Source organism: Dactylosporangium sp. NPDC049525 (assembly GCF_040676755.1).
Taxonomy (GTDB): domain Bacteria; phylum Actinomycetota; class Actinomycetes; order Mycobacteriales; family Micromonosporaceae; genus Dactylosporangium.
Genome location: NZ_JBFAPO010000030.1, coordinates 12,564 through 36,982 on the forward strand (window position 1 = coordinate 12,564; position 24,419 = coordinate 36,982).

General features: G+C 72.8%; 22 protein-coding genes. 11 read left to right on the forward strand and 11 right to left on the reverse strand.

The features are described from left to right. Nucleotides 1-8: 8 nt before the first annotated feature. Nucleotides 9-845 (reverse strand): undecaprenyl-diphosphate phosphatase, encoded by an 837-nt coding sequence (locus AB0K00_RS34030; RefSeq protein ID WP_363528964.1) that lies wholly within the window; start codon nt 843-845, stop codon nt 9-11. A gap of 98 nt (nt 846-943) precedes the next feature. On the opposite strand from AB0K00_RS34030, the gene AB0K00_RS34035 reads away from it, so the two are divergent. After that, on the forward strand, nt 944-2,494 hold the full coding sequence (locus tag AB0K00_RS34035; protein ID WP_363528967.1) for a GGDEF domain-containing protein: 1,551 nt from the start codon (nt 944-946) through the stop codon (nt 2,492-2,494). A gap of 30 nt (nt 2,495-2,524) precedes the next feature. Here the strand turns inward: AB0K00_RS34035 and AB0K00_RS34040 are convergent, their stop codons facing one another. Genes AB0K00_RS34040 through AB0K00_RS34055 form a run of 4 tightly spaced genes read right to left on the reverse strand, consistent with a single transcriptional unit; the run spans nt 2,525 to nt 5,067 of the window. Further along, complete coding sequence (locus AB0K00_RS34040) at nt 2,525-2,791, reverse strand: hypothetical protein (RefSeq protein WP_363528970.1); 267 nt, start codon at nt 2,789-2,791, stop codon at nt 2,525-2,527. A gap of 22 nt (nt 2,792-2,813) precedes the next feature. Further along, nucleotides 2,814-3,038 (reverse strand): hypothetical protein, encoded by a 225-nt coding sequence (locus tag AB0K00_RS34045; protein WP_363528972.1) that lies wholly within the window; start codon nt 3,036-3,038, stop codon nt 2,814-2,816. After that, on the reverse strand, nt 3,035-4,126 hold the full coding sequence (locus AB0K00_RS34050; RefSeq protein ID WP_363528975.1) for a type VII secretion target: 1,092 nt from the start codon (nt 4,124-4,126) through the stop codon (nt 3,035-3,037). Before AB0K00_RS34050 ends, AB0K00_RS34045 begins: the two co-directional genes overlap by 4 nt. Next, a complete protein-coding gene (locus tag AB0K00_RS34055; RefSeq protein ID WP_363528978.1) occupies nt 4,123-5,067 on the reverse strand; it encodes a LysR substrate-binding domain-containing protein in 945 nt (314 codons plus the stop codon). Before AB0K00_RS34055 ends, AB0K00_RS34050 begins: the two co-directional genes overlap by 4 nt. Before the next feature lie 99 nt (nt 5,068-5,166). Here AB0K00_RS34055 and AB0K00_RS34060 point away from each other — a divergent pair, with 99 nt between their 5' ends. Genes AB0K00_RS34060 through AB0K00_RS34070 form a run of 3 tightly spaced genes read left to right on the forward strand, consistent with a single transcriptional unit; the run spans nt 5,167 to nt 8,536 of the window. Then, nucleotides 5,167-5,856, forward strand: a complete 690-nt coding sequence (locus AB0K00_RS34060) for a succinate dehydrogenase cytochrome b subunit (protein WP_363529227.1) — start codon at nt 5,167-5,169, stop codon at nt 5,854-5,856. After that, nucleotides 5,853-7,790: a fumarate reductase/succinate dehydrogenase flavoprotein subunit gene (locus AB0K00_RS34065; protein WP_363528980.1), complete on the forward strand. Its 1,938-nt coding sequence runs from the start codon at nt 5,853-5,855 to the stop codon at nt 7,788-7,790. Before AB0K00_RS34060 ends, AB0K00_RS34065 begins: the two co-directional genes overlap by 4 nt. Then, nucleotides 7,790-8,536 (forward strand): succinate dehydrogenase/fumarate reductase iron-sulfur subunit, encoded by a 747-nt coding sequence (locus AB0K00_RS34070; protein ID WP_363528983.1) that lies wholly within the window; start codon nt 7,790-7,792, stop codon nt 8,534-8,536. The genes AB0K00_RS34065 and AB0K00_RS34070 overlap by 1 nt, the downstream gene beginning before the upstream one ends. Before the next feature lie 21 nt (nt 8,537-8,557). Here the strand turns inward: AB0K00_RS34070 and AB0K00_RS34075 are convergent, their stop codons facing one another. After that, a complete protein-coding gene (locus tag AB0K00_RS34075) occupies nt 8,558-9,223 on the reverse strand; it encodes a hypothetical protein (RefSeq protein WP_363528986.1) in 666 nt (221 codons plus the stop codon). 97 nt (nt 9,224-9,320) lie between these two features. Then, nucleotides 9,321-10,352: an FAD-dependent oxidoreductase gene (locus tag AB0K00_RS34080; RefSeq protein ID WP_363528988.1), complete on the reverse strand. Its 1,032-nt coding sequence runs from the start codon at nt 10,350-10,352 to the stop codon at nt 9,321-9,323. A 102-nt stretch (nt 10,353-10,454) separates the two neighbouring features. Here AB0K00_RS34080 and AB0K00_RS34085 point away from each other — a divergent pair, with 102 nt between their 5' ends. Then, entirely contained in the window at nt 10,455-11,318 is an 864-nt protein-coding gene (locus AB0K00_RS34085) for a helix-turn-helix transcriptional regulator (protein ID WP_363528991.1), read from the forward strand. Between the two features lie 94 nt (nt 11,319-11,412). On the opposite strand, the gene AB0K00_RS34090 is transcribed toward AB0K00_RS34085, so the two are convergent. From AB0K00_RS34090 to eccB, 3 genes are read right to left on the reverse strand one after another with little or no spacing between them, the layout of a single operon-like run. Next, complete coding sequence (locus AB0K00_RS34090; RefSeq protein ID WP_363528994.1) at nt 11,413-12,663, reverse strand: hypothetical protein; 1,251 nt, start codon at nt 12,661-12,663, stop codon at nt 11,413-11,415. Further along, nucleotides 12,653-13,012, reverse strand: coding sequence for a hypothetical protein (locus AB0K00_RS34095; protein ID WP_363528997.1), 360 nt, complete (start codon nt 13,010-13,012; stop codon nt 12,653-12,655). The genes AB0K00_RS34090 and AB0K00_RS34095 overlap by 11 nt, the downstream gene beginning before the upstream one ends. A gap of 39 nt (nt 13,013-13,051) precedes the next feature. Then, nucleotides 13,052-14,635 carry a type VII secretion protein EccB gene (gene eccB, locus AB0K00_RS34100; protein ID WP_363529000.1) on the reverse strand — a complete coding sequence of 528 codons (1,584 nt, stop codon included), beginning with the start codon at nt 14,633-14,635 and terminating at the stop codon, nt 13,052-13,054. A gap of 276 nt (nt 14,636-14,911) precedes the next feature. On the opposite strand from eccB, the gene AB0K00_RS34105 reads away from it, so the two are divergent. From AB0K00_RS34105 to AB0K00_RS34115, 3 genes are read left to right on the forward strand one after another with little or no spacing between them, the layout of a single operon-like run. Then, complete coding sequence (locus AB0K00_RS34105) at nt 14,912-16,141, forward strand: type VII secretion protein EccE (protein WP_363529003.1); 1,230 nt, start codon at nt 14,912-14,914, stop codon at nt 16,139-16,141. Further along, the gene (locus AB0K00_RS34110; RefSeq protein ID WP_363529006.1) at nt 16,138-16,800 is read left to right on the forward strand and encodes a hypothetical protein; all 663 of its coding nucleotides are present in this window, start codon (nt 16,138-16,140) and stop codon (nt 16,798-16,800) included. Before AB0K00_RS34105 ends, AB0K00_RS34110 begins: the two co-directional genes overlap by 4 nt. A gap of 31 nt (nt 16,801-16,831) precedes the next feature. Next, complete coding sequence (locus AB0K00_RS34115) at nt 16,832-17,950, forward strand: S8 family serine peptidase (RefSeq protein ID WP_363529009.1); 1,119 nt, start codon at nt 16,832-16,834, stop codon at nt 17,948-17,950. Nucleotides 17,951-17,990: 40 nt separating this feature from the next. Here AB0K00_RS34115 and eccD read toward each other — a convergent pair whose 3' ends face one another. Continuing rightward, complete coding sequence (gene eccD, locus AB0K00_RS34120) at nt 17,991-19,388, reverse strand: type VII secretion integral membrane protein EccD (protein ID WP_363529012.1); 1,398 nt, start codon at nt 19,386-19,388, stop codon at nt 17,991-17,993. A gap of 163 nt (nt 19,389-19,551) precedes the next feature. On the opposite strand from eccD, the gene eccCa reads away from it, so the two are divergent. The 3 genes from eccCa (at nt 19,552) to AB0K00_RS34135 (ending at nt 24,279) form a co-directional block, all read left to right on the forward strand. Next, the gene (gene eccCa / locus AB0K00_RS34125) at nt 19,552-23,517 is read left to right on the forward strand and encodes a type VII secretion protein EccCa (RefSeq protein WP_363529015.1); all 3,966 of its coding nucleotides are present in this window, start codon (nt 19,552-19,554) and stop codon (nt 23,515-23,517) included. A gap of 145 nt (nt 23,518-23,662) precedes the next feature. Continuing rightward, nucleotides 23,663-23,977 carry a WXG100 family type VII secretion target gene (locus tag AB0K00_RS34130; protein ID WP_363529018.1) on the forward strand — a complete coding sequence of 105 codons (315 nt, stop codon included), beginning with the start codon at nt 23,663-23,665 and terminating at the stop codon, nt 23,975-23,977. Between the two features lie 23 nt (nt 23,978-24,000). After that, entirely contained in the window at nt 24,001-24,279 is a 279-nt protein-coding gene (locus AB0K00_RS34135; protein WP_363529020.1) for a WXG100 family type VII secretion target, read from the forward strand. Nucleotides 24,280-24,419 lie beyond the last annotated feature (140 nt).

The following is a 24,419-nucleotide window of genomic DNA, read 5'->3' on the forward strand; positions in this document are numbered from 1 at the left end:
ACCCCGTCTCAGGTGGCGCTGATGACGCCGCCCCACAGCAGGGCGACGATGATGCCGCCGAGCGCGGCCCGGTAGTACACGAACGTGGCGATGGAGTTGCTGGCGACGAACTTCAGCAGCCAGGCGATCGACGCGTACGCGACCACGAAGCTGACGACCGTGCCCACCGCGGCCGCCCCCCAGCCGACCGTCTCGCTGACCTCACCGGCGCGCTGCACGCCCTCCAGGACCCCGGCCGCGGCCAGCGCGGGGATGCCGAGGAAGAACGACAGCCGGGTGGCGGTGACCCGGTCCAGGTGCCGCAGCAGCCCGACGCTGATCGTCGCTCCCGACCGGGACACGCCGGGGATCAGCGCGATGCACTGGGCCAGCCCGATGATCAGCGCGTCCTTCCAGGTCAGGTCGGCCTCCCCGAGCTTCTGCGTGGCGAGATGCTCCGCGAGGACCATCACGAGACTCCACACCACCAGGGCCCCGGCGACGAACCACAGGCTGCGCAGCTCACCCTCGATGAGATCCTTGAACAGCAGCCCGACGACCGCGATCGGCAGCGACCCGACGATCACGTTGATCGCCATCTTCCAGCCGGTTTCCTGCCGCGCCTCTTTGCTGCGCAGACCCTTCACGAACCCGGCGATGAACCGCGCGATGTCGTTGCGGAAGTAGATGATGGCGGCGATGATCGCACCGACCTGGATGACCGCCGTGAACGCGGTGACACCCTTGTCGTCGATCGGGATGCCCATCAGCTTCTCGGTGATCGTCAGGTGACCGGTCGAGGAGACCGGCAGGAACTCGGTCACACCCTCCACGACGCCGAGCACGACCGCTTGCCAGATCTCCACAGGATCCCCTCTCGTGCCTCCGCCGCCCGCCCGATCCTAGGGGGCACCCGCGCGGCATTGCGCTCAGGTACCGGCGCGGCATGCCGATTGTTCGGGTCATGAGTGGCACAGCAGTGATCAGTGCGGACCGGGTCGCGGCCGTGGTGCTCGGCATGGAGGTCGACCGGCGCACCGCCGACCGTGAGCAGGCCGAGGCCGCCGAGCGCGCCGCCGTCGAGCTCGGCCGCGCCGACCTGGCCGCCCGCGCCCGGCTCGTCGTCGCCGACGCCCTGGCCCGCGGCGGGGAGCTGGCGGCGTCGGCGCCGCTGCTGCACGAGGTGCAGCGGTGGGCGGTGCTGGAGAACGACCAGTACGTCCTGGCCCGCACCCACTTCCTGCTGTCGATCCTGCACACCTGCCTCGGCGACAACGCCGAGGCGCGCCGGCACGCGCTGATGTCCGTGGACCACCTGCCCGATCACGTGCCGCCGCTGATCCGCGGCGCGCACCTGGTGATCCTCGCGCTGTCCGTCGACGTGGTGTCACGGGCCGACGCCGCTCCGTATCACGCCGAGGCCCTGGACATCGCCGCGGCCGCCGGCGACCACGAGCTGAGCCGTTCGGTGCTGAACAACATGGCGTACGCCGCGTATCAGGACGGCGACGCGGACGCCGCCGGCGAGCTGGTCGAGCGGATGCGCCGCCTGGTGATGCGGACCGGGGTCGAGCTGCGGCCCCCGGACCTGGACACGATCGCCCGGGTGCAGCTGCTGCAGGGACGGTACGACGAGGCCGAGCAGACGCTGCTGCCGCTGGTGGACGCCGGCGTGGCCCGGCGCGACGCGGAGGGCAACATGCTGCCCGAGGTGCTGCTCACCCTCGCCGAGGCGCAGCGGCTCGGCGGCGCGCTGGACCGGGCCCGGGCCACCGTCGATCGGTGCCGGGCGCTGAGCGAGCAGCGCGGCATGGCCGACGTCGGCGCCCGGGCCCGCCGCGAGCTGGCCCGCCTGCACGCCGCGAACGGACGGTTCCAGGAGGCCTACGAGGAGCAGTGCCGCTTCGACGCGGAGTCCCAGGCGCTGCGCTCCGCGGAGCGGGAGGAGCAGGCCCGGCTGGCGCAGCTGGTGTTCGAGAGCCGCGAGGGGCAGCGCGAGACGGTCCGGTTCCGGGAGATGGCGCTGCGGGACGCGTTGACCGGCCTGTACAACCGGCGGTTCGTCGACGCCCAGCTGCCGGCGCTGCTGAGCCGGGCGGAGCAGCGGGGCGAGGCGGTGTCCGCGGCCCTGGTCGACATCGACTTCTTCAAGCGGATCAACGACACCCTGTCGCACGAGGTCGGCGACGTGGTCCTGCAGCGGGTCGCGACCGTCATGGCGGGCGCCGTCGACGAGCCCGCCACGGTGGCCCGGCTCGGTGGTGAGGAGTTCGTGATCGTGCTGCCCGGCGCCGGCGCGGAGGAGGCGGTCGCCCGCTGCGAGCGGATCAGGGCCGCGATCCAGTCGCACCCCTGGGCCGAGCTGACCGGCGACCTGCCGGTGACGGTGAGCATCGGGGTGTCGTGCGCCGCCGACGGCCGGATCACCTCGGCGGCGCTGCTCAGCCAGGCGGACCGCAACCTGTACGCCGCGAAGCGCAGCGGCCGCAACCGGGTCCTCGCCGACCCGGCCTGACGGTCCGCGCGCCCCGCGACCAGCACCCCGTCAGGACTCCCTGTCCTCGACCGTCTGCTTCGCCAGCAGGCGCACGATCGCGCCGCCGGCAAGGGACACGGTGGCGCCGATCAGGCACAGCACGATGATGGTCAGCGCCGGCGCGTTGTTCGGTTGGGCGTCGCCGAACTCGGACGCTGACTGCCAGGTGGCGGTGCCGAGGAAGAACGCGGCGATGACCCAGCCGGCAGCTGCCACATACAGCGTGGAGGTGATCGCGGGCGTATCGCTGGTCGTCTTTGCGCCGGAGATCGACACATGGACTCCTTTGTAGGGGATCTCAGATCCTGCCACGCTGGATCAGACGGGACAGCCCGTCACCCGGTGGGTCGAAGTTCCGTAGCGCCTCGGCGAAGGTCTCCTCGAAGGCCGGGTGCTCGGCCGCGGCCCGCAGCGTCGCCTCGCCCGACAGCACCGTCCGGGCGAAGTCGTGCAACGGGTCCGACGCCGGCCGCAGCTCGACGATGCGCCGCAGCAGCGCCGTCACCACCGGGTCGGCGGTCATCGGGGGACCGCCGGGTGGTGATACGGCTCGACGGATGGCAGGCGGGTGACCTCGGCGCCGGCCTGCACCGCCTCGATCTGGGCGGCGAGGAGGCGGATCGTGATCTCCGCGGCGCCATACAGCCGGGAGATCTCCTGGTAGAGCTTGTAGGCCTGCCACGTGTAATACGCGGCGGCGGCGTAGCCGGTGACGGCGCCGATGCCGGTCTCGATCGTGGCGGTGCCGACGGCGCCGGCCACGTTGACGATGATGAGCGTGTCGATGAGCTGGCCGATGAGGCTGCCGGTCGCCTCATAGAGCTGCTGGCAGGCGTCGACGGCCTTCGGGTAGAGCCTGGCGTATTCGGCGCAGGCGGGGCCGAGCGCGGTGGCGGCGCCGCCGAGCAGCAGCTGGAACTCCTGCTCGGCCTCGGCGGCGTTGCCGCGCCAGGCGGTGCTGACGTCGGCGGCGCCGGTGACGAGGTTGCCGCCGAGCGCGGTGGCGGCGGCGCCGATGTGCGGCCACGCGGCCATGCAGTGCTCATAGGCGCGCCAGTCGCCGCTGTAGGCGATGAGCCAGGGCTCGAACGGGTCGATGCCGAACAGCCAGACCGCGACCTGCCGGATCCACGCGGCGGGGCTGAGCAGGTCGGTGAGCGGGTTGAGCGTGAACAGGTCGGCGCGCGACCCGGGGCTGGGCGCTTGCAACACCACGTCGGTGGCGTCGGCGAACGGTGCCCGCGCGGGCAGCAGGTCGGGCCGCGACTGGTGCAGGGTGCCGCGCAGGTCGTGCGGGTCGGTGGCGCCGGGATAGGTGGCGTCGAGGGTCGCGGCGGCGGCGTGGTCGGTCGCCGCATACGCGCCGCGGGCCCGGTCGACCTGGCCGGCGGCGGCATCGCTGAGGTCCCGCAGCCGGTCCAGGGCGGTGGTGACGCGACCGTATGCCTTGCCGTGCGGGTCGGCGACGAGCATCAGCAGCCCGCGCCGGTCCCAGCTGAGCTCGCAGTGCCGTCGTGTGTAGTCCAGTGTGTCGCGGGCGTCCCCGGACGCCCGTGCGAGCAGCCCGCTGAGCGCTCGCAACCCGCTCGGATCGACGAAGAATTCGTTCACCCCGGCCTCCCCCTGACCTCGGTTGCCGGGGACTCTAGCGCTTCCACGCGCCGCACTCCGGGGGTCTGTACGGTCTGTTCCAGCAGCATTGCGCGCAGTGCCCGCGCGGCGTGGGACAGCACGGCGCCGCGCGGGTTGGCGAGGGCGATCGTGCGGTGGACGCCGGGTGCGGCGAGGGGCGTGGCACGTAGCAGCGGGCGGTTCACCAGGGCCATGCTCGGCACCAGCGCGACGCCGAGGCCGGCCTCGACGAACGCGAGCACGGCGTCGAGCTCGCCGCCCTCGACCGCGTACCGCGGGGTGAAGCCGGCCCGGCGGCACGCCTCGATGGTGACGTCGCGCAGGTCGTACCCGGTGCGGAACATGACCATCGGGGTGTCGCGCAGGTCGGTGAGGGTCAGCGAGGCCGGCAGCGGGTGGACGGAGGCGACGACGAGGTCCTCGCGCAGGATCGGCACGACCTCCAGGGCCGGGTCGGTGCCGTGCGCGGAGGCGACGATGAGCGCCAGGTCGAGCTGGTGGGCCACGAGGCCGGCGACGAGGTCCTGCGAGCCGCCCTCGTCGACGTGCAGCTCGATGTCGGGGTGGGCGGCGTGGAAGCGGCGCAGCACGACCGGTACCAGCGATGTGCACAGGCTGGGCGTGGCGCCGAGGCGGACCCGGCCGCGGCGCAGCCCGACGACCTCCTGCACGGCGTCGCGGGCGGCGTCGGCGTCGGCGACCATCCTGCGGGCCAGGGGGAGCAGGGTCTCGCCGGCGGTGGTGAGCGCGACGCCGCCGCGGGACCGGTCGAACAGGGGCGCACCGAGCGTCGCCTCGAGGGTGTGAATTTGTTTACTCAGTGTCGGTTGGCTCACGCCGAGCGCTTCCGCCGACCGCGTGAAATGTCCTGATTCGGCTACGGACACGAAGTATCGGAGCTGCTGCAGCTGCACCTTCATAGCCTACGGCTATCGACACTGCGTACACGATGCATTGGACGAATGAAAGGACCGGTCCCTAGCGTCGATTGCGTGGCGGTAGATACAGCGGTCAAGCCCATCAAGGCACCGGCCCGGCCGAGGAAGCGCCGGTCGTCGGTCGGCCTCAAGCTCCTCATGGCGGGCACCGGCCTGCTGCTCGTGCTGTTCCTGTTCGCGCACATGGCCGGCAACCTGAAGATCTTCGTCGGCGCGGACGCCTTCGACCACTACGCGCACTGGCTGCGGGACATCGGTACGCCGCTGCTGCCGCACACCTGGTACCTGTGGATCCAGCGCGGCGGGCTCACCGTCGCCGTCGTCGGGCACATCGCCGCCGCGGTGATCCTCGCCCGGCGGGCCAGGCTCGCCCGCCCGGTCCGCTACGCGCACCGCCCCAAGGTGCAGGGCAGCTACGCGGCCCGCACGATGCGCTGGGGCGGCGTCATCATCCTGCTGTTCGTCATCTTCCACATCCTGGACCTGACCACCGGCACCGTGAACCCGGTCGGCGACGCCCAGCACCCCTACGCCAACGTCGTCGCGGACTTCGCGCCGTCGCGCTGGTACGTGACGCTCTTCTACACCCTCGCGATCGTCGCCGTCGGGTTCCACCTGCGGCACGGCATCTTCAGCGCGCTGCGCACCCTCGGCCAGCAGACGCCGCGCGGTGAGCGCCGCGCCCGCGCGATCGCCCTCGCACTGTCCGTCGTCCTCGTCGTCGGCTACCTGTCGGTGCCGTTCGCCGTGCTGATCGGAGTGGTCGCATGACCTACTGGACCGAAGGTGAACCGATCGCCGACCGGGCCGCGCCCGACGGGCCGATCGAGACCCGCTGGGAACGCCGCCAGTTCGGCGCCAAGCTGGTCAACCCGGCCAACCGGCGCAAGCTGACCGTCATCGTGGTCGGCACCGGCCTTGCCGGCGGCTCCGCGGCCGCGACCCTCGCCGAGGCCGGCTACAAGGTGCGGTCATACTGCTACCAGGACAGCCCGCGCCGCGCCCACTCGATCGCGGCGCAGGGCGGCATCAACGCCGCGAAGAACTACCGCAACGACGGCGACTCCGTCTACCGGCTCTTCTACGACACCGTCAAGGGCGGCGACTTCCGCGCCCGCGAGTCCAACGTGTACCGGCTCGCGCAGGTGTCGGTGAACATCATCGACCAGTGCGTCGCGCAGGGCGTGCCCTTCGCCCGCGAGTACGGCGGCCTGCTGGACAACCGGTCCTTCGGCGGCACCCAGGTGTCCCGCACGTTCTACGCCCGGGGCCAGACGGGGCAGCAGCTGCTGCTCGGCGCATATCAGGCCCTGGAACGGCAGATCGCGCTCGGCAACGTCGAGATGCACGCCCGGCACGAGATGCTCGAACTCATCGTCGTGGACGGCAAGGCCCGCGGCATCGTCGTCCGGGACCTGGTCACCGGCGTGATCTCCACCGAGTTCGCCGACGCCGTGGTCCTCGCCTCCGGCGGCTACGGCAACGTCTTCTTCCTGTCCACCAACGCCAAGGGCTGCAACGTCACCGCGTCGTGGCGGGCGCACCGCAAGGGCGCCCTGTTCGCCAACCCCTGCTACACGCAGATCCACCCGACATGCATCCCCGAGTCCGGCACGCACCAGAGCAAGCTCACCCTGATGAGCGAGTCGCTGCGCAACGACGGCCGGGTGTGGGTGCCGGTCCGCGCCGGCGACGACCGCGTGGCCGCGGACATCCCCGAGGACGAACGCGACTACTACCTCGAGCGGATCTACCCGTCGTTCGGCAACCTCGTCCCGCGCGACATCGCCTCCCGCGCCGCGAAGAACGTCTGCGACGAGGGCCGCGGCGTCGGCCCCGGCGGCCTCGGCGTCTACCTCGACTTCGCCGACGCGATCGCCCGCCTCGGCCGCGACGCCGTGGAAGCCAAGTACGGCAACCTCTTCGAGATGTACGAGCGGATCACCGGCGACGACCCGTACACGACGCCGATGCGCATCTACCCGGCGGTGCACTACACCATGGGCGGGCTGTGGGTCGACTACGACCTGCAGTCCACGATCCCCGGCCTGTTCGTGGTGGGGGAGGCCAACTTCTCCGACCACGGCGCCAACCGGCTCGGCGCGTCCGCGCTCATGCAGGGCCTCGCCGACGGCTACTTCGTGCTGCCGAACACCATCAACGACTACCTCGCCGCCGGCCCGTTCCCGGCGGTGGACGCCACCCATCCGGAGGTGGTCGCCGCCCGGTCAACTGTGGAGGATCGAATCCAGGCGCTCCTGTCCGTCGACGGCGACCGCACCGTCGACTCGTTCCACCGCGAACTCGGCCACATCATGTGGGAGTACTGCGGCATGGAACGCACCGAGGAGGGCCTCAGCAAGGCGATCAGCCTCATCCGGTCGCTGCGCGAGGAGTTCTGGACCCGGGTCAAGGTCCCCGGCACCGGCGAGACGCTGAACCAGAACCTGGAGCGCGCCGGGCGCGTCGCGGACTTCTTCGAGCTCGCCGAGCTCATGTGCGTCGACGCCCTGCACCGCGCCGAGTCCTGCGGCGGGCACTTCCGGGCCGAGAGCCAGACCCCCGACGGTGAGGCGCTGCGCCACGACGACGAGTTCTCCTACGTCGCCGCGTGGCAGTTCACCGGCACCGGCGAGCCGCCCGTGCTGCGCAAGGAAGCGCTCGACTTCGAATACGTCCACCCGAGCCAGCGGAGCTACAAGTAATGAACCTCAAGCTGCGCGTCTGGCGCCAGAGCGGCCCTGCCGATCGTGGCCGCATGGTCACCTACGACGTGACGGACATTTCGCCCGACGCCTCGTTCCTGGAGATGCTCGACGTCCTCAACGAGCGGCTCATCCTCGACGGTGACGAGCCGGTCGCGTTCGACCACGACTGCCGCGAAGGCATCTGCGGCATGTGCGGCATGATGATCAACGGGGTGGCGCACGGCCCGTCCCGCGCCACCACCACCTGCCAGCTGCACATGCGGCACTTCAAGGACGGCGAGACCATCGACGTCGAGCCGTGGCGGGCCGCCGCGTTCCCGGTCGTGAAGGACCTCGTCGTCGACCGCGGCGCGTTCGACAGCATCATCCAGGCCGGCGGTTACATCAGCGCACCCACCGGCGCCGCCCCCGACGCCCATGCCACCCCGGTGCCGAAGGCCGACGCCGACGCCGCCTTCGAGGCCGCCACCTGCATCGGCTGCGGCGCCTGCGTCGCCGCGTGCCCCAACGGCTCCGCGATGCTCTTCACCGCCGCGAAGGTCGGCCACCTCGGCCTACTGCCGCAGGGCCAGCCGGAACGCGACTCCCGCGTCGTCGGCATGCTCGAGGCGCACGACGAGGCCGGCTTCGGCGGCTGCACCAACGCCGGGGAGTGCACGACGGTGTGCCCGAAGGGCATCCCGCTGACCCTCATCGGCCGCCTCAACTCCGACTACCGCAAGGCCGTCACGAAGCGCGGCTGACCCGCCGTCGTCCGCCGCGGGTCAGGTCTGGTGGACGACGGCGTGGCCGGTGTCGACGTTGACCGTGATCGTGCGCGGCGACGACGGGTCCCGCGCGACGTCCACATCGGACAGTCCGCGGTCGCTGCGGACCGCGTACGAGGCGCCGCCCGGGACCCGCACGTCGACCTCGCCGGTGTCGACCGTGGCGACGACGTCGGTGGGGGACGTGGCGTGGCTGAGCTCGACCCGGCCGGTGTCCACCGCCATCCGGTACGTCGCGCCGCGCAACCCCGAACCGGTGACCTCGCCGGTGCCGACGACGGCCGACGCGTCGCCGGACAGGTCGCGCAGGATCAGCTTGCCGGTGTCGACGCGGACCTCGGTACGGGTCGCGGCGGGCACCGTGATGGTCAGGGTGACGTCGCAGCGCCGGCAACCGGTCGACGTCAGCTCGAGCCGGCCCGCCGAGACCTGGTGCACCGTCGCCGGTGCGGCGTGACCGCTGCGGAAGCGGCGCCGCTCCACGACCGTGACCGGGCCGTCGCCGGGCTTCACCGTCACGTCCATGGTGTCGCCGGTGATGACCAGGCTGGTCACCGGCTCGTCGATGCGGTACTGCTCCGACACCGTCTGCCGGGGCCCGAGGCCGCAGCCGGCGAGGGGAACCAGCAGCAGCACGGCGATAGCGGCGGGCGCAGCACGCACGTCGTCCTCCAAGGACTCCGGATGGCGAGGATGTCGAGGCACCCAGCCTCCCCCGGATCACCCGGCGACACATGCGGGTTCACCACTGAACAGCCCCCTAGGGGTTCAGGTTCAGCACGTCCCGGTAGTACCCGACGAACAGGTCGCCGCCCTTGATGTCGGCGGTCTGCTCGGCGCCGAGGACGCCGAAGTCGGGGCCGTAACCGGCACCGCCCTTCGGGCCGAGCGGGAGCACGAGCATGTCCGGCGAAGGCTCGTGGATCGTCAGGTCGGCGCCGGTCAGCAGCGCGCGGATGTTGGCCGCGACCACCTCACCGTGCGCCTGCGCGAGCCGGGCCATCTTCAGCTCCGGAACGTCGGTGACGTCGCCCACCGCCCACTGCCCGGGACGGCCGCGCACCCGCAGGTGCGCGTCGACGGCGAGCGGCGTGCGCGGCTGCGTACCGTGGCAGCGGAACCAGATGTCAGCACCGACGCCGTCCACGCTGAACCCGCCGGCCCGCCCCGGATCCGTCGGCGGCTGCGGGAGACGGGTGCCCAGCAGGAGCCGCACCCCGAGCTCGTCGAGCTGGCGGCGCACCTCGGCGCGGAACTCGTCCGGGTAGCCGCCCGGCAGCAGCACCGGCGACGGGTCGGCGACGGTGACCTGCTTGGTGGGCCAGGCGGCGGCGATCTCGCCCGCGAACTCCAGGCCGACCGGGCCGGCACCCAGCAGCAGCACCCGGTCGGCGGCGGCCAGCTCGGCGTGGGTCGCCCGCAGCCTGGCCTTGGCGGTCGCGCTGTCGGGCAGGTCGAGTTTCGCCGGGTACGGGTAGCCGGTCCCCGTCGCGACGACGACATGGTCGCCGGTCAATGTGCCGCCGGAGGCGAGCCGCACGCGGGTCCCGTCGATGCCCTCCACCCGGTCCCGCACGAACCTGCCGCGGGTCAGGAGCCGGTCGTACGGCAGGAAGACCCGCTCGATCCAGCCGGGGTCGACGACCGCGCGCAGGGCCGCCACGTGATGCACGAACGTGTCGCGGGGTTCGATGACGGTCACGTCGGCGACGTCGTCGAGGGCCTTGGCGACGGTGATGCCGCCGTACCCGCCGCCGACGACGAGTACGGAAGTCGTGTCATGTGTGGTCATGCCGCTCACCGTCGCCCGTGGCGAGCGGCGCAGGGAGCCCGGGCGGAGGCTGGTAGCGGCGGGGACACGATCCGCCCGGCGCCGCGCGGTACCGTCGGAACCGTGAGCGACAACGAGCTCGGGGTGCTGCTGCGGTCCCGCCGCGAGGCGCTCGACCCGGCGGTGGCGGGGTTGCCGGCAGGTCCGCGGCGAAGGACACCGGGGCTGCGCCGGTCCGAGGTCGCCGCGCTCGCCGGGGTCAGCGTCGAATACGTGATCCGGCTCGAGCAGGGCCGGGACCGCCGCCCGTCGCCGCAGGTCCTCGCGGCGCTCGCGGACGCGCTGCGGCTCACCCCGGCCGAGCGCACGCACCTGCTGATCCTCACGAAGGCCGCCGACGGCGCGTTCCGGTGCCGGGGTGCGGCCGCCGCCGCCAGGACCGTGCGGGCCGGGGCGCGGGCGCTGCTGGAGCGGCTCGAGCCGGCGCCCGCGGTGCTGCTCAACCGGCTCGGCGAGATCCTCGCGCACACACCGGCGTTCGAGCGGCTGGCCGAGCCCACCGGCCTGCTCGACGGTGCCGGTGACGACCCGCCGAGCCTGCCGCGGTTCGTGTTCACCGACCCGCGGGCCCGCACGGTGTTCCCGGACTGGGAGCACGTCGCCGACGAGCAGGTCGCGGCGCTGAAGCAGGGCCCGTTCCGCGCCGACGGGGCGATGGCCGCGCTCGCCGACGAGCTGACCGTGACGGCCGGCGAGCCGTTCACCCGCCGGGTGGCGACGCTGCCGGGGCTGCCGCTCGCGCACGGGGTGCTCCGCATCGTCCACCCGGCGGTGGGGGAGCTGCGGCTGGCGTACGAGACGCTGGACCTCCCGGCCGACGACGATCAGCGCCTCGTCGTGCACCTGCCCGCCGACGCCGCCGCGACCGCGGCCCTGGACCGGCTGGCGGGGCGCCGCCCGGGCGCGCTGCGCGCCGTCCCCGCGTAACCACGGCGCTCCGGCGCCGTCCCTGCACAAACCGTCTCTGCACAAAGCTGTGCGGCGCCCGGAGAACCGGACGCCGCACAGGGTTGTCGATCGCTCAGCCGGCCGGGGGTGGCGGCGGTGGTTCGCTGCCGCCGAGGACCGGCGGCGGGGCGTTCTCGTCGTCGCCCCAGACCATGTCGTCCTCGGTGAGCCAGGTGTCGTACTGCTCTTCCTCGTCGCCGTCGGCGTTGCCGCGGGCGGCGGGGCCGACACCGCGCTGCGGGCCGAACATGCCGTCGCGACCCGGGACACCCATGCGGGCGGCACGGTTCGCGCCGGGACCGTGCTCGCCGCCCGGGCGGGCGCCGGCGGTGCGGCCGGTGCTCTCCCGGAGGTTGCCGGTCGATCCGCGCTGGCCCGTCGTCGCGCCGCCGTCGCCGCGGCCCGCGCCGGGCTGGCCGAGCACGCCACCGGCCGGCACGCTGCTGGCGAGGCTGGTGCTGACGCCGAGGCCGGGTCCGCCGCCGCTGACCGTGACGAGCTGCCCGGCGAGGGCCGTGCCCGCGACCAGCGCACCGGCGCCGACGACGCCGGTCTCGAGGCCGAGCAGCGACGTGCCCGTGGGCGGCTGCCCGACCACGGTCTGCGACGGGTCGGTGCCGTCGTTGGTGCCGGGGCCGGTCGACACCACGGCCACGTCGTCGGTGGTGCTGGTGTTGATGGTGCCGAACGCGTTGACGCCGGGCACCTTGCGCGGCGTGGTGACGCTCGGGCCGCCCTGCGGGTTGACGTCGGAGCCCGGGTCGCCGCCCGGCAGCGCGATCGGCGGCGCCACCGGATCCACGACCATGTTCTGGTTGACCACGTAGTCGACGGCGAGGTCGGCCAGCAGCTTCACCATCCGCTCCTGGGCTTCCTTCTTCTGCTGCTCGTCGCGCTGGTGGCCGAGGAAGCCGCCGACGATGGCACCGGGCAGCCCGGCGACGGCGCCACCGGTCGCGGCACCGCCCCACATGCTGTCGTTGTCGTCGGTGTCCTCCGGGTTGTCGGCGTGCTTCTGCGCGGTGCGCAGCGCGCCGGCGATCGTGGTCAGCGTCGTCTTCACCACGCCCTGGTCGTCGGCGAGGTTGCCGGAGAAGCCGCTCACCACGCCGAGGCGGAGCCGGTATTCGGTGCCGGCGTCGCCTTTCCAGTCGAGGTTCCGCAGGTCCTTGTCGATCTCGCCGGCGATGTGCCGGGCCGTGGACTCCGCGAAGCGCCAGTCGGCGGACACGAGGTCGACCTGGTCGGGGTTGCCCGCCATGAGCTGGTCGTAGAGCTCACGGTGGCTCTTGCCCGCGTAATGCGCCGTGTACTCATTGCTCATTGGTCGCGCCCTCCAGCTTCTGGGTCACGTCGCCCAGCGCCTGGCGGATCTCGGCCTGACTGGCTGCGTTGCGCGCCTCGGTGGTCTTGTAGTTGCGGATGATGCTGTCCGTCGCGCTCTGCGCCGCCTCGATCGCGGAGACCAGCCGGTTGGCCCGCTGCACGTGCTGGCGGTGCACGCGGTCGTAGTCGCTGACGGTGGTGTTCGCGTCGTGGAACGTGCCCAGCGCGGGCCGGCTCATGTGGTTGAGCTTCTGCACCAGCGCCTTGGCGTCGGTCAGCCGGCTGTTGAGCCGGCTCCGGAACTCCTCAAGGGTGAGGAGGTCGACTCTGTTCGTGCCGTCGCCCATCAGATCCCCGTCTCGGTCCTCGTCTTCGATGCCGCTCTGTCAGGCTACTTGGTCGATACCAGTGAAATCGACCCTATCCGATCGACGCCGTGGCCGCGTGCCCCGTCTGGCCTGCGCAGCGCGCCGTCCAGACCGTGAGCCGGCCGGGCTCGACGGCGTCTTGCTCGGCGGCGGCGACGACGGCGGTTTGGACGTGCTGGTCGCCGGCGCCGGTGCCTTCGTCGGGGCGGCCGCCGGTGCCTGGGTCACGAACTTGCGGGCCACCTCGGGGTCCAGCGTCGGGCCGCTCGGCACCAGCGACAGCAGGCTGGAGGGCACCCCGACGGGCGTGACACCCTCGTAGCCCAGCGCCGCCTGCGCCTTCACCTCGTCCGTGTCCTGCAGCGGGTAGCGGATGCCCTGGTCGGTGATGAGGTACACGGTGCCGGTCGCCTGCGAGTCCGCGCCGGGCAGCGCCTGCGCGAGCGCCCCGTGCCCCTCGGCCAGGGTGACCTGATCGGCGGTCGTGCCGCCGCCCACCGGGACCCGGTCGGGGTCCAGCGTCAGCTGCTCCGAGCCGGGTGGGTACAGCGACAGCGCCGGGACCTGCTGCCCACCGGGTCCGGACGCGCCGAACTGCGCGCAGAAGGTCGTGTCGGTGCCGCCGGACCGGACCGGCGGCTTCGCCTTCGGGAAGCCCTCCGGCTCGACCGCGGTGTTGTCCAGGACCTGCCCCGCCTGCGTGGCGGAGATCTCCACCGCGGGCTTGCTGGCCGTCAGCAACGCCGCGGAGACCGCGCCGATCGCGTTCAGACCGTTGCGGGTCACCACGTAGAACTGCTGGCCGGAGCGGTACACGGCGCCGATCTCGGGGTTCACACCGGCGATCTTCTTCGGGCTCGGCTGGCCGGCGCCCGGCAGTTTCAGGGCCGTGAGGTCCGGGCCGGCGGTGACCGCGTCCAGCAACGCCCGGTCGATCTGCGTCGGCGTGATCGACGCCAGCTCCAGCGCCGTGAGCGTGGTGCGGTCCGAGATCCGCAGCCGGTGGTCGTGCCACAGCAGGAACAACGGCAGGTCGTTGCCCGTCGAAGTCGACACCAGCAGCGCCTCCTCGCCGAGCGGGACACCACCGGACGGGGTGCGGCCGATGACGAGCTGGGTCGCGGCGGCGCCGGCGCCGGTGACCCGCACCCCGCAGACATTCCAGGGCAGGCCGAGCAGCGCGTTCTTCGGCGGCGGCGGGTCGGGCGCGTCACGGATCCCGACGGGCGGGCCGACGGGCAGGTTGACCAGCGACTTGTGCGACATCGTGCGCACCTTGGGGCTGGGACTGCCAACGATCAGCCGCGCCGAGGTGAAGTTGAGCACGGGATGCAGCCGGCCCTCGATGAAGACGAACCGCGCGCCGCTCTCCCGCTCGATCACGATGTCGTTCTCCGCGGGCTTGCCGCCGGAGGGGTTGATGAACCCGTAGACGCCGACGACCGCGAGCACGATCATGCCGACGAGCAGGCTGCCGAACAACGACATCCCGAGCCGCCGCACCGGCAGCTCGTTGCTCTCGGGCTCGCCGGACAGCATCGCCGAGACGATCCGGCGCGTGACGAACCGGTACGCCCGCACCTGTTCGTAGCGTGCGACCACGCTTGGCACCTCCCGTCCCGCCGTGCCGCCGTGTCGTGCACCGCCGTCCACGCGGCGGCGCCGGGCTGCCGCACCTCGCCGAGTGGCGATCGTAGCGGGTCCAGCTCCACGCCGGTGACCGCGTCCGGGCCGCCCGCTCGATCAGGCCCCGCCGATGTCCCGCCGGCCCGGGACCGAGGACCGCGCGGCGGCGGCGCCGCCCGTACACTGTGGGCGCCTCGGCTCGGACCGGAACCTCTCGGCGGGCGCAACGCAGCGGAGGGAGCACGGGAACAGGTGACATCGGCAACGGCTCAGGGCAGGCCACCCGCGACCGGCGGCCCCCGCCCCACCCCCGGTGGTCGTCCACCGGACCGCACCACCCCGGTGCGCCGGCTGCGTCCCGCCCCCGGCGGCCCCGGCGAGTTCGGCACCGCGCAACTGGTCGCGATCGAGGTCTCGGCCGTCGCGGTCGGCGCGGCGGTGTTCGCCGGCAGCCCGGTTGCGTTCGGCGTCGGCGCCGCGGTCGCCGCGGGCTCGCTCGCGGTGGGCCTGAGCCGGTCCGGCGGCCGGTGGGCATATCAGACGCTCGGCCTGCGCTCGGCGATGCGCCGCCGCCGCAACGCCGGCCCGGCCGCGCTGCCCGCCCCCGCGTTCACGGTGTACGGCTACGACGACCGCGGCACCGCACTCGGCGTCGGGCAGGACCGCGACGGCTGGTTCATCGCGATCGCCGTCGGCGGCGCCGACGAGATCCTCGGCGCCCGGCGCCCGGCGCTGCGCCTGGACCGGCTGCTGCGGCTGCTCGACGAGGGCACCGCCAAGCCGTCGGCGCTGCAACTGGTGAGCCTGCGCACCGCCGCACCCGCCGGCGGTCCCGCACCCAACAGCCCCGCCGCGAGCTCCTACCGTGAGCTGCTCGCCCTGACCACCGGCCGGCAGACCGGCCCCTCCGCGCACCTGACGTGGGTCGCGGCCCGGCTCGACGCCGCCGACGCGATCGAGGCGGCCGCGGACCGGGGCGGCGGCGTCGACGGCGTCCACCGGGCCCTCGCCGCGATGGCCGGCCGGCTCGGCAAGGCCCTCAACACCGCCGGCGTGACCTACCAGATCCTCGACCCCGCCGCCCTGACCGGCGCCGTGCACGCCGCGTGCGGCCTGGACGGGCTGCCCGCCGGCGCGCCCCTCACGGCCCGCGAGCGGTGGCAGGGCTGGCTCGCCGCCGGCCGGCAGCACGTCGCGTTCGAGGTCGAGCACTGGCCCGTGCCGTTCGACCCGGCGGCCGTGCAGTCGCTGATGACCATCCCGGCCGGGCAGCTCGTGGTGTCGGTCGTCGCCGCCCGCCGCGGCACCGAGATCGGGCTGCGCACCGTGGTGCGGGTCATGGCGGCGCCGGAGCGCCTCGCCGCGGCGGTGGGCACCGTGCGCGAATACACCAAGACGCTCGGCATCCGCCTGCGGCCGATGCACGGCCAGCACCAGCTCGCCGTCTACGCCTCGGCGCCGACCGGCGGGGGGACGCTGTGAGACGGCACGCGGGGCTGGAGTTCACCGGCGAGCAGGGCAGCGTCGGCGGCGTCTCGCTCGGCACCGAGCCCGGCGGGGTCATCCTCGGCTTCGACCAGCACCAGAATCCGGTCACCCTGCAGCTGTTCCGCGCGCAGCCGACCCGGGTGCTGCTCATCGACCGCGGCTGGGTCGAGCGGCTGCTGATGCTGCGCGCCCTCGCCATCGGTGCGCGGGTCGTCGTGCACACCCCCGACGAGCAGCTGTGGGCCGGCTTCGGGGAGTCCGTCACCGGACGGCCCGACCTGTTCCACGCCGCCCCGCCCTACCAGAAGGTCACGCTGCCCGGCACCGTCGCCGCACCCGTGCTGTTCGTGGCCGAACGGCACCCGCTGAGCGTGCCGGAGCTCGGCCCGTGGCAGGCGCTGCTGACGGTCGCCGGCTGGCTCGGCGAATACGTGGCGCAGTCGCTGTTCGAGGCCGACGTCGTGATCCTGCGCCGGTTGACGGAGCGGCAGCTCGCGGCGGCGGCGACGCTCATGCGCCTCGACGCGATGCAGGCCGCGACGCTGCAGGCCACCCCACCCGACGGGCTCGTCGTCTACCAGGCCGGGGCCTGGCGGTACCTGCGGCTCGCGACCACCCAGATCGAGCAGCAGCTCTTCGGCGGCCCGCAGTGACGCCGGCGCCCCGACAGCAGTGGAGCCACAGATGAGAGCGGTCCGGAAGGTCGCGGTCCTCGCTGCCGTCCTCGCCGCCGCGCAGGTGGTCGCGGTGCCGCCGACGTGGGCCGAGACGATGCGCGACCGGGAGTGGTATCTGCAGACCCTCGACGTCGCCGCCGCGCAGAAGATCACGGCGGGCGACGGGGTCGTGGTCGCGGTCCTGGACACCGGCGTCGGCGCCCACCCCGACATCGACGGCCAGATCCTGGACGGCACGTCCTACATTGGCGAACCCGGCTCCTTCCGCACCGACAACGACGGCCACGGCTCCTCCATGGCCGGCGTCATCGCGGCCAAGGGCGGCAACGCCGACCACCTGCTCGGCATCGCGCCGAAGTCGAAGATCCTGCCGGTCCGCATCGCGTCGAGCCGCTCACAGATGGGGCCGACCAACATCCCCGAGGGCATCCGCTGGGCGGTCGACCACGGCGCGAAGGTGATCAATCTCTCCACCGGCGGCACCGTCATCGACCGCACCGCCGAGGACGCGGTCCGGTATGCCCTGGACCACGACGTCGTGATCGTGGCGGGCAGCGGCAACACCTCGCAGTTCCCGGCCGGCAGCGGTGTGATCGCGCCGGCCCGGTTCCCCGGCGTGCTCGCCGTCTCCGCGGTCGACCGCGACGGCAAGGCCTGGGACGGCGCGATCCGCGGCCCGGAGGTGGTGCTGACCGCGCCCGGCGTGGCGATCCCGCTGATCTCGGCGTCCGGCGGCAACCGCGTCGTCGGCTACTACCCGACCGCCAACGGCACCAGCATCGCCACCGCGGTCGTGTCCGGCGCCGCCGCGCTGATCAGGGCGAAGTATCCGCAGCTGCCGGCGAAGGACGTGATCCAGCGGCTGATCAGCACCGCCGACGACGCGGGCCCGCCCGGCCGCGACCCGGACTACGGCTACGGCCGGCTCAACCTGGTCAAGGCGCTCACCGCCGACGTCGCACCGGTCCCGGCCAACCCGCTGCTGGTGGCGGCCTCGCCGACCGCCGCGCCGACGACCGCAACCGGCGGCGGCGTCAACCTTCTGCTGGTGGCCGCCGGCGCCGGGTTCCTCATCCTGCTGGTGGCCGCGCTCGGCGGCTGGCTCCTCCTGCGCCGCCGAGCGTAACGCTGCGATCTCCCGTCGGTTCGATCCCCGCCGGGCGGGTTCAGCCCTCGCGGATGGTGCGGATCCAGCCGTACAGGCCGCTGACCCAGAACGCGAGCGGGATGATCCCCAGGATCAGGATCGTCTCGAAGATGTCGAGCGTCCGGCCCCACATCGGCGAGCGTCGCTTCTCCGAACCCACCACCGCGTAGGCGATGATCGCCGCCGCGACCGCGAGCGTGCCGGTCACCCCGACCGCCAGACGCAGCACCTGGTCGGCGGCGTAGTAGGCACCGACGGCGACCACCCCGAGCGCGACCAGCCCCGACACCAGCAGCGGGATGCGCTGCCGGCGGCTGATGAACCAGCGCGCACGGGCGACCATGACCAGGCCGAACACGGCCGCGAGGGACGCGCCGGGCACCCCGCCGTCCCAGGCGAGGGTCAGCGACGCGAGACCGCCGATCACCGCGAGCGCGCCGAGCATCCCGGCGAGGATCTCGTCGGCCCGCTCGCTCAGGGCGAGGACCTGCCGGCTCGACACCAGCTCGGAGTCGGTGCGGATGTCCGCCGCGTCCGTCGGCACCGACGGGATCGGCAGCCCGGCCATGCGGTAGGACAGCATCGGCATCAGCGGCAGCGTCGAGAAGGTCAGGGCGGCGACGACGGCGGCCGCGGCGGCCGGGGACGCGTCCCAGATCATGCAGACGAGGGCGCCGGCGCACAGCGCGACCGCGGTCATGCTGGTGCCGAGGAACACCGCGACCGCGCTGGCCACACCGACGGTCGCGACCGCCGACGCGAGCAGGATCGCGGTCCCGGCGACCAGCACGTTGGCGGCGTCGAGGTCGGTGAGGCTGTGGTCGCCGGCCAGGAGCAGCAGCCCGCCGACGCCCGCATACGCCAGCGCGACGACCCCGAACACGACACCGGTCCGGCTGTTGCGCAGGGCCCGGGACAGCACCGCCGCGGCGGCCAGCAGCAGTGCCGCGACACCGATGCCGACGATCCCGGCGGGCAGCTGCGGCGGGCCGGAGAACAGCACCATGACGACGCCGACGGCCAGGGTCGCCACCCCGACGGTGAGACCGAAGCGGCGGGTCGAGGCGGGCCGCCAGCGACCGGCGCGGTCCTGGGTGGAGGTCGCGACCGCGTCCACCACGTCGTCGAAGATCGGCTCGGTGAACTCGTCGCCGCGGGGCCGCAGGTACAGCATCTCGCCGTCCTCGACGTCCAGCTGCATCGGCGAACGGTCGATGGCCAGGGGCGCGCCGCCGAGGCGGGACAGCACCCAGCCGTCGCGGCCGGCGGGGTCGTCGGCGAGGCCGTCACCCGCATATCGAAGGACCGTGGGCAGCAGATCCGCCAGCGGCACGTCCGAGGGCAGCGCGAGGTCGACCCGGGTCCTGGGTGCGACGATCGTCACCCGGCTCATCCCGCCGCCGGTCGTAGTGGCCACGTCACTGATCCCTTCGATCGGTCCCGCCAGATCCCGTGAGGCCCGCCGGGGCATCACGTCCTGGGCAGACTACATACGATGGCCGCATCACGCGGTGCCCCGCCTGTCTGAAGAGACCGACCCCGGGCGGACCCCAGGCACCGCGACGCACAGGAGGAGACACGTGAGCACCGTCGTCTTCCGCAGGCCGCCCCGCCGCCCAGGGCCCCAGCTGCCCCGTGGTGAGCTGCTGCTGGAGTCGCCCCCGGAGCTTCCGGAGCGGCTGCCGAAGGGCTTCGGGCAACTGCTGATGATCCTGCCGATGATCTGCGGCGTGGGGGCGATGGCGTTCCTGTACACCGGCGGCGGTCGCGGCGCGGGTCCGATGATGTGGATCGTCGGCGGTCTCTTCGGCGTCTCCATGATCGGCATGGCGATCGGCTCGATGAACGCCGGTGGTGGCGACTCGAAGGCCGAACTGGACGCGGAGCGCCGCGACTACATGCGCTATCTCGCCCAGGTGCGCCGGCAGGCCCGGCGCGCCGCGGCGCAGCAGCGGGCCGCGCTGCTGTGGCAGCACCCGGTGCCGGACGTGCTGTGGTCCGTCGCGGCGTCGAAGCGCCGGTGGGAGCGGCGCACCACCGACGACGACTTCGGCCAGGTCCGCATCGCCCTCGGCGCCCAGCGGCTCGCGGTCGCGATCATCCCGCCGGAGACGAAGCCGGTCGAGGACCTCGAGCCGATGACGGCGATCGCGCTGCGGCGCTTCATCCGCGCCCGGCAGACCGTGCCGGACCTGCCGATCGCGGTGTCGGCGCGCTCGTTCAGCCGGATCGTGCCGCGCGGCGACCGGCCCGTCGTGACCGACCTGGTCCGCTCGATGCTCTGCCAGCTGGCGACGCTGCACTCACCCGACGACGTGAAGATCGCCGTCGTCGCCGCGCCCGAGCGGCGCGGGGAGTGGGAGTGGGTCAAGTGGCTGCCGCACGCCCAGCACGACCGGCAGACCGACGCCGCGGGCGCGGTGCGCCTGATGTTCGACTCGATGACCGACCTCGAGGAGGTCCTCGAGGACGAGCTGCACAGCCGGTCCCGGTTCGCGCCGGAGCTGCGCCCGCTGACCACCGCGCCGCACCTCATCGTGGTCGTCGACGGCGGCGAGGTCGCGCCCACCTGCCAGCTGCTCGGCATCGGCCTGCACGGCACCACCGTCGTCGACCTGTCCGGCACGGTCCCGCGTGACTCCGGGCGCTGGCTGCTGTCGCTGCAGGTGACTGCCGACGGCATCGCCGCCGACCAGGGCAAGCGGGTCACGCCGCTGGGCGTCCCGGACCGGGTCAGCGTGATCGCCGCCGAGGGCCTCGCCCGGCAGCTCGCGCCGTTCCGGCTGTCGCGGCAGACGACGTCGGAGGAGCCGCTGTCGCGCAGCATCGAGCTGCCGGACCTGCTTGGCATCGGCGACGCCGCCGCGGTCGACCCGCTGCTGACCTGGCGGCCCCGGCCCAACCGGGAGAAGCTGCGGGTGCCGATCGGCGTCGGCCCCGACGGCCAGCCGGTCGACCTGGACTTCAAGGAGTCGGCGCAGGACGGCATGGGCCCGCACGGCCTGATCATCGGCGCGACCGGCTCCGGCAAGAGCGAGCTGCTGCGCACCATCGTGGTGTCCCTCGCCATCACGCACTCCTCCGAGGACCTCAACTTCGTCCTCGTCGACTTCAAGGGCGGCGCCACGTTCGCGTCGCTGGACGTGCTGCCGCACACCAGCGCCGTCATCACCAACCTGTCCGACGAACTGCCGCTGGTCGACCGCATGCAGGCCGCGCTCAACGGCGAGATGGTCCGCCGGCAGGAGCTGCTGCGCGCCGCCGGCAACTACGTGTCACGCTTCGAATACGAGAAGGCCCGCCTCGCCGGTGAGCAGCTGGCGCCGATGCCGAGCCTGCTCATCATCTGCGACGAGTTCAGCGAGCTGCTCGCCGCGAAGTCCGAGTTCATCGACCTGTTCGTGATGATCGGCCGGCTCGGCCGGTCCCTCGGCGTGCACCTGCTGCTGGCCAGCCAGCGCCTCGAGGAAGGCCGGCTGCGTGGCCTGGACACGCACCTGTCCTACCGGGTGGGCCTGCGCACCTTCTCCGCCGTGGAGAGCCGCGTGGTCCTCGGCGTGCCCGACGCCTACGAACTGCCCAGCGCGCCCGGCCACGGCTACCTGAAGACCGACACCACGACGATGACCCGCTTCCGGGCCGCCTACGTGTCCGGCACCTACCGGCAGGCCGGCCTGGTGCCGCGGTCGCAGGCGGCGGTACGGATGCAGATCGTGCCCTACGGTACCCAGCACATCCCGGTGCCGGAGCTGCCCCCGGAGGAGCCCGAAGACGCGCCGGAGGTCGAGTCCGGCCGCGGCGAGAGCATGCTCGACGTGATCGTGGGCAAGCTGCGCGGCCGGGGCACGCCCGCGCACCAGGTGTGGCTGCCGCCGCTCGGCGAGCCCGCCACCCTCGGTGAACTCCTCGGCGCGCTGACCGTCGACGAGCGCCGGGGCCTGGTCGCGACCGGCTGGCCCGGCACCGGCCGGCTCACCGCCCCGATCGGCCTGGTCGACCGGCCGTTCGAGCAGCGCCGCGACCCGCTCGTGGTCGAGCTCGACGGCGCCGCCGGCAACGTGGTCCTGGTCGGCGGCCCCCAGTCGGGCAAGAGCACCGCGCTGCGCTCGCTGATCAGCTCCCTCGCGCTGACCCACAGCCCGTGGCAGGTCCAGTTCTTCTGCCTCGACTTCGGCGGCGGCGCCCTGCGCTCCCTGGCCGGGCTGCCGCACGTCAGCGGCGTCGCCGGCCGGCGCGAGGGCGAGGCGGTCCGGCGCACCGTGGCCGAGGTCACCGCCCTGCTCGACGAGCGGGAGACCCGCTTCACCGAGCTCGCCGTCGACTCGATCGCCACCTACCGGCGGGCCCGCAACGCCGGTGAGGTCACCGACGACCCGTTCGGCGACGTGTTCCTCGTCGTCGACGGCTGGAGCGCGATCCGGGAGCACTACGAGGAGCTCGAGCCCCGCATCACCTCCCTCGCCGCCCGCGGCCTCGGCTTCGGCATCCACGTCGTGCTCGCCGCGAACCGCTGGGGCGAGGTCCGCACCAACCTGCGCGACCTGCTCGGCACCCGCGTCGAGCTGCGGCTCGGCGACCCGACGGAGTCCGAGATCGACCGCCGGGCCGCGGTGAACGTGCCCGAGCGCTCGCCCGGCCGCGGCCTCACCCACGACAAGCTGCACTTCCTCGCGGCGCTGCCGCGCATCGAGGGCGGCAACGGCGTGGAGGACCTCGCCGCCGGCGCCGCCGACCTGGTCCGCCAGGTGCGGGAGGCGTGGCCGTTCCAACCCGCCCCGCCGGTGCGGCTGCTGCCGAAGATGCTGCCCAGGACGGAGCTGGTGAAGCTCGTCGAGCAGCGCCCGGCGCAGCAGGGGGTGCCGATCGGCATCAACGAGACCCACCTCGCCCCGGTGCACCTGGACTTCTCCTCCGAGCCGCACCTGCTCGTCCTCGGCGACTCCGAGTCGGGCAAGACCGGGCTGCTGCGGCTCATCGCGCGCAGCATCATCGAGACGAAGACCCCGCACGAGGCCCGGCTGTTCGTCGCCGACTTCCGCCGCGGCATGCTCGGCGTCGTGGACCGCGAGTACCTGCTGGACTACGCCCCGTCCCACTCGGCGCTCACCGAGATGATGCCCAACATCCGCGGCGCCATCAACGACCGGCTCCCAGGCCCCGACGTCACCGCCGAACAGCTGCGCAACCGCAGCTGGTGGCGGGGCCCCGACCTGTACATCATCGTCGACGACTACGACCTGGTCGCGCTGCCCGGCAACAACCCGCTCACCCAGCTCATGGAGCTGCTGCCGCAGGCGCGGGACGTGGGCCTGCACCTGATCCTGACCCGCCGCGTCGGCGGTGCCTCACGCGCCCTGTTCGAGCCGGTCATCCAGCGCCTGCGCGAGCTGGACTCGCCCGGTTTCCTGATGTCCGGCAGCCGCGAGGAGGGCCCGCTGTTCGGTGACCTTCGCCCCAGCCCGCAGCCGCCGGGGCGCGGTACGCTCGTGCGCAGAAGCGACGGCAGGCAGCTCGTCCAGACCGCGTGGATCGATCCTGTGCCATGATGTTCGCGGTTCAGGGCTGCGCAAACTTGCCGGACTCAAGTACCGTCGCAGGGGAAACACCATCGTCGATGACCGCGGTGCCACCGTACGGGGGCTTTTCCAAGTGCCTTGTCCCGCGGGACGGACTGAGAAGGGGTGAATTGGCGTGACGCAGCCGACGAGAGTCGATGCAGCGACCATGCACGCTGCCGCGAAGGATGTTCGTGCGACGCACGGCACCGTCAACGGCAAGCTGACCGATCTGCGGGGCGCGATCGATGATCTCGTCGCCGCGTGGAAGGGCGATGCCTCGGCTGGCTTCGCACAGGTGATGACGCGCTGGGACCAGGATTCGGTCAAGCTGCTCACCGCCCTCAGCGACATCGCGGACCTCCTCGACAAGGGTGCCAACACGCACCAGGCCAACGAGGAACAGCAGACCGCGATGATGAACAAGTACGGCAACTCACTTAACTACTGACGGCTGAGAGCAGAGGGATAGCGATGTCGTACTTCCAGACAAACTACGCCCAGATGGAAACTGCCTCGCAGACCATCAAGGGCATCTCCAAGTCCATCGACACCGAGCTGGACACGCTGCGCCTGCGGCTGCAGAACATGACCTGGGACGGTTCGGACCGCGAGGCCTACAACGCGCACCAGGCCAAGTGGGACGCCGCCGTCACGGACATGAACAACCTGCTCAACGAGATCGGTGGCGCCGTGGGCATCGCCCGGACCAACTACATCACGACCGAGATGGAAAACGCTCGGGTCTGGTAGTCCGTAGCCACGACCGCTTCGCTGGTCGGTTCGGCTGAACGGCTCGGGGGGGGGCCCCCCGGGGCACGCCGCGCCCCGGTCCCCGGGCGGGGCGGGGCGGTGCGCACCCCCGAGAGGTAAGGCGCCCAGGGGGGGGCACC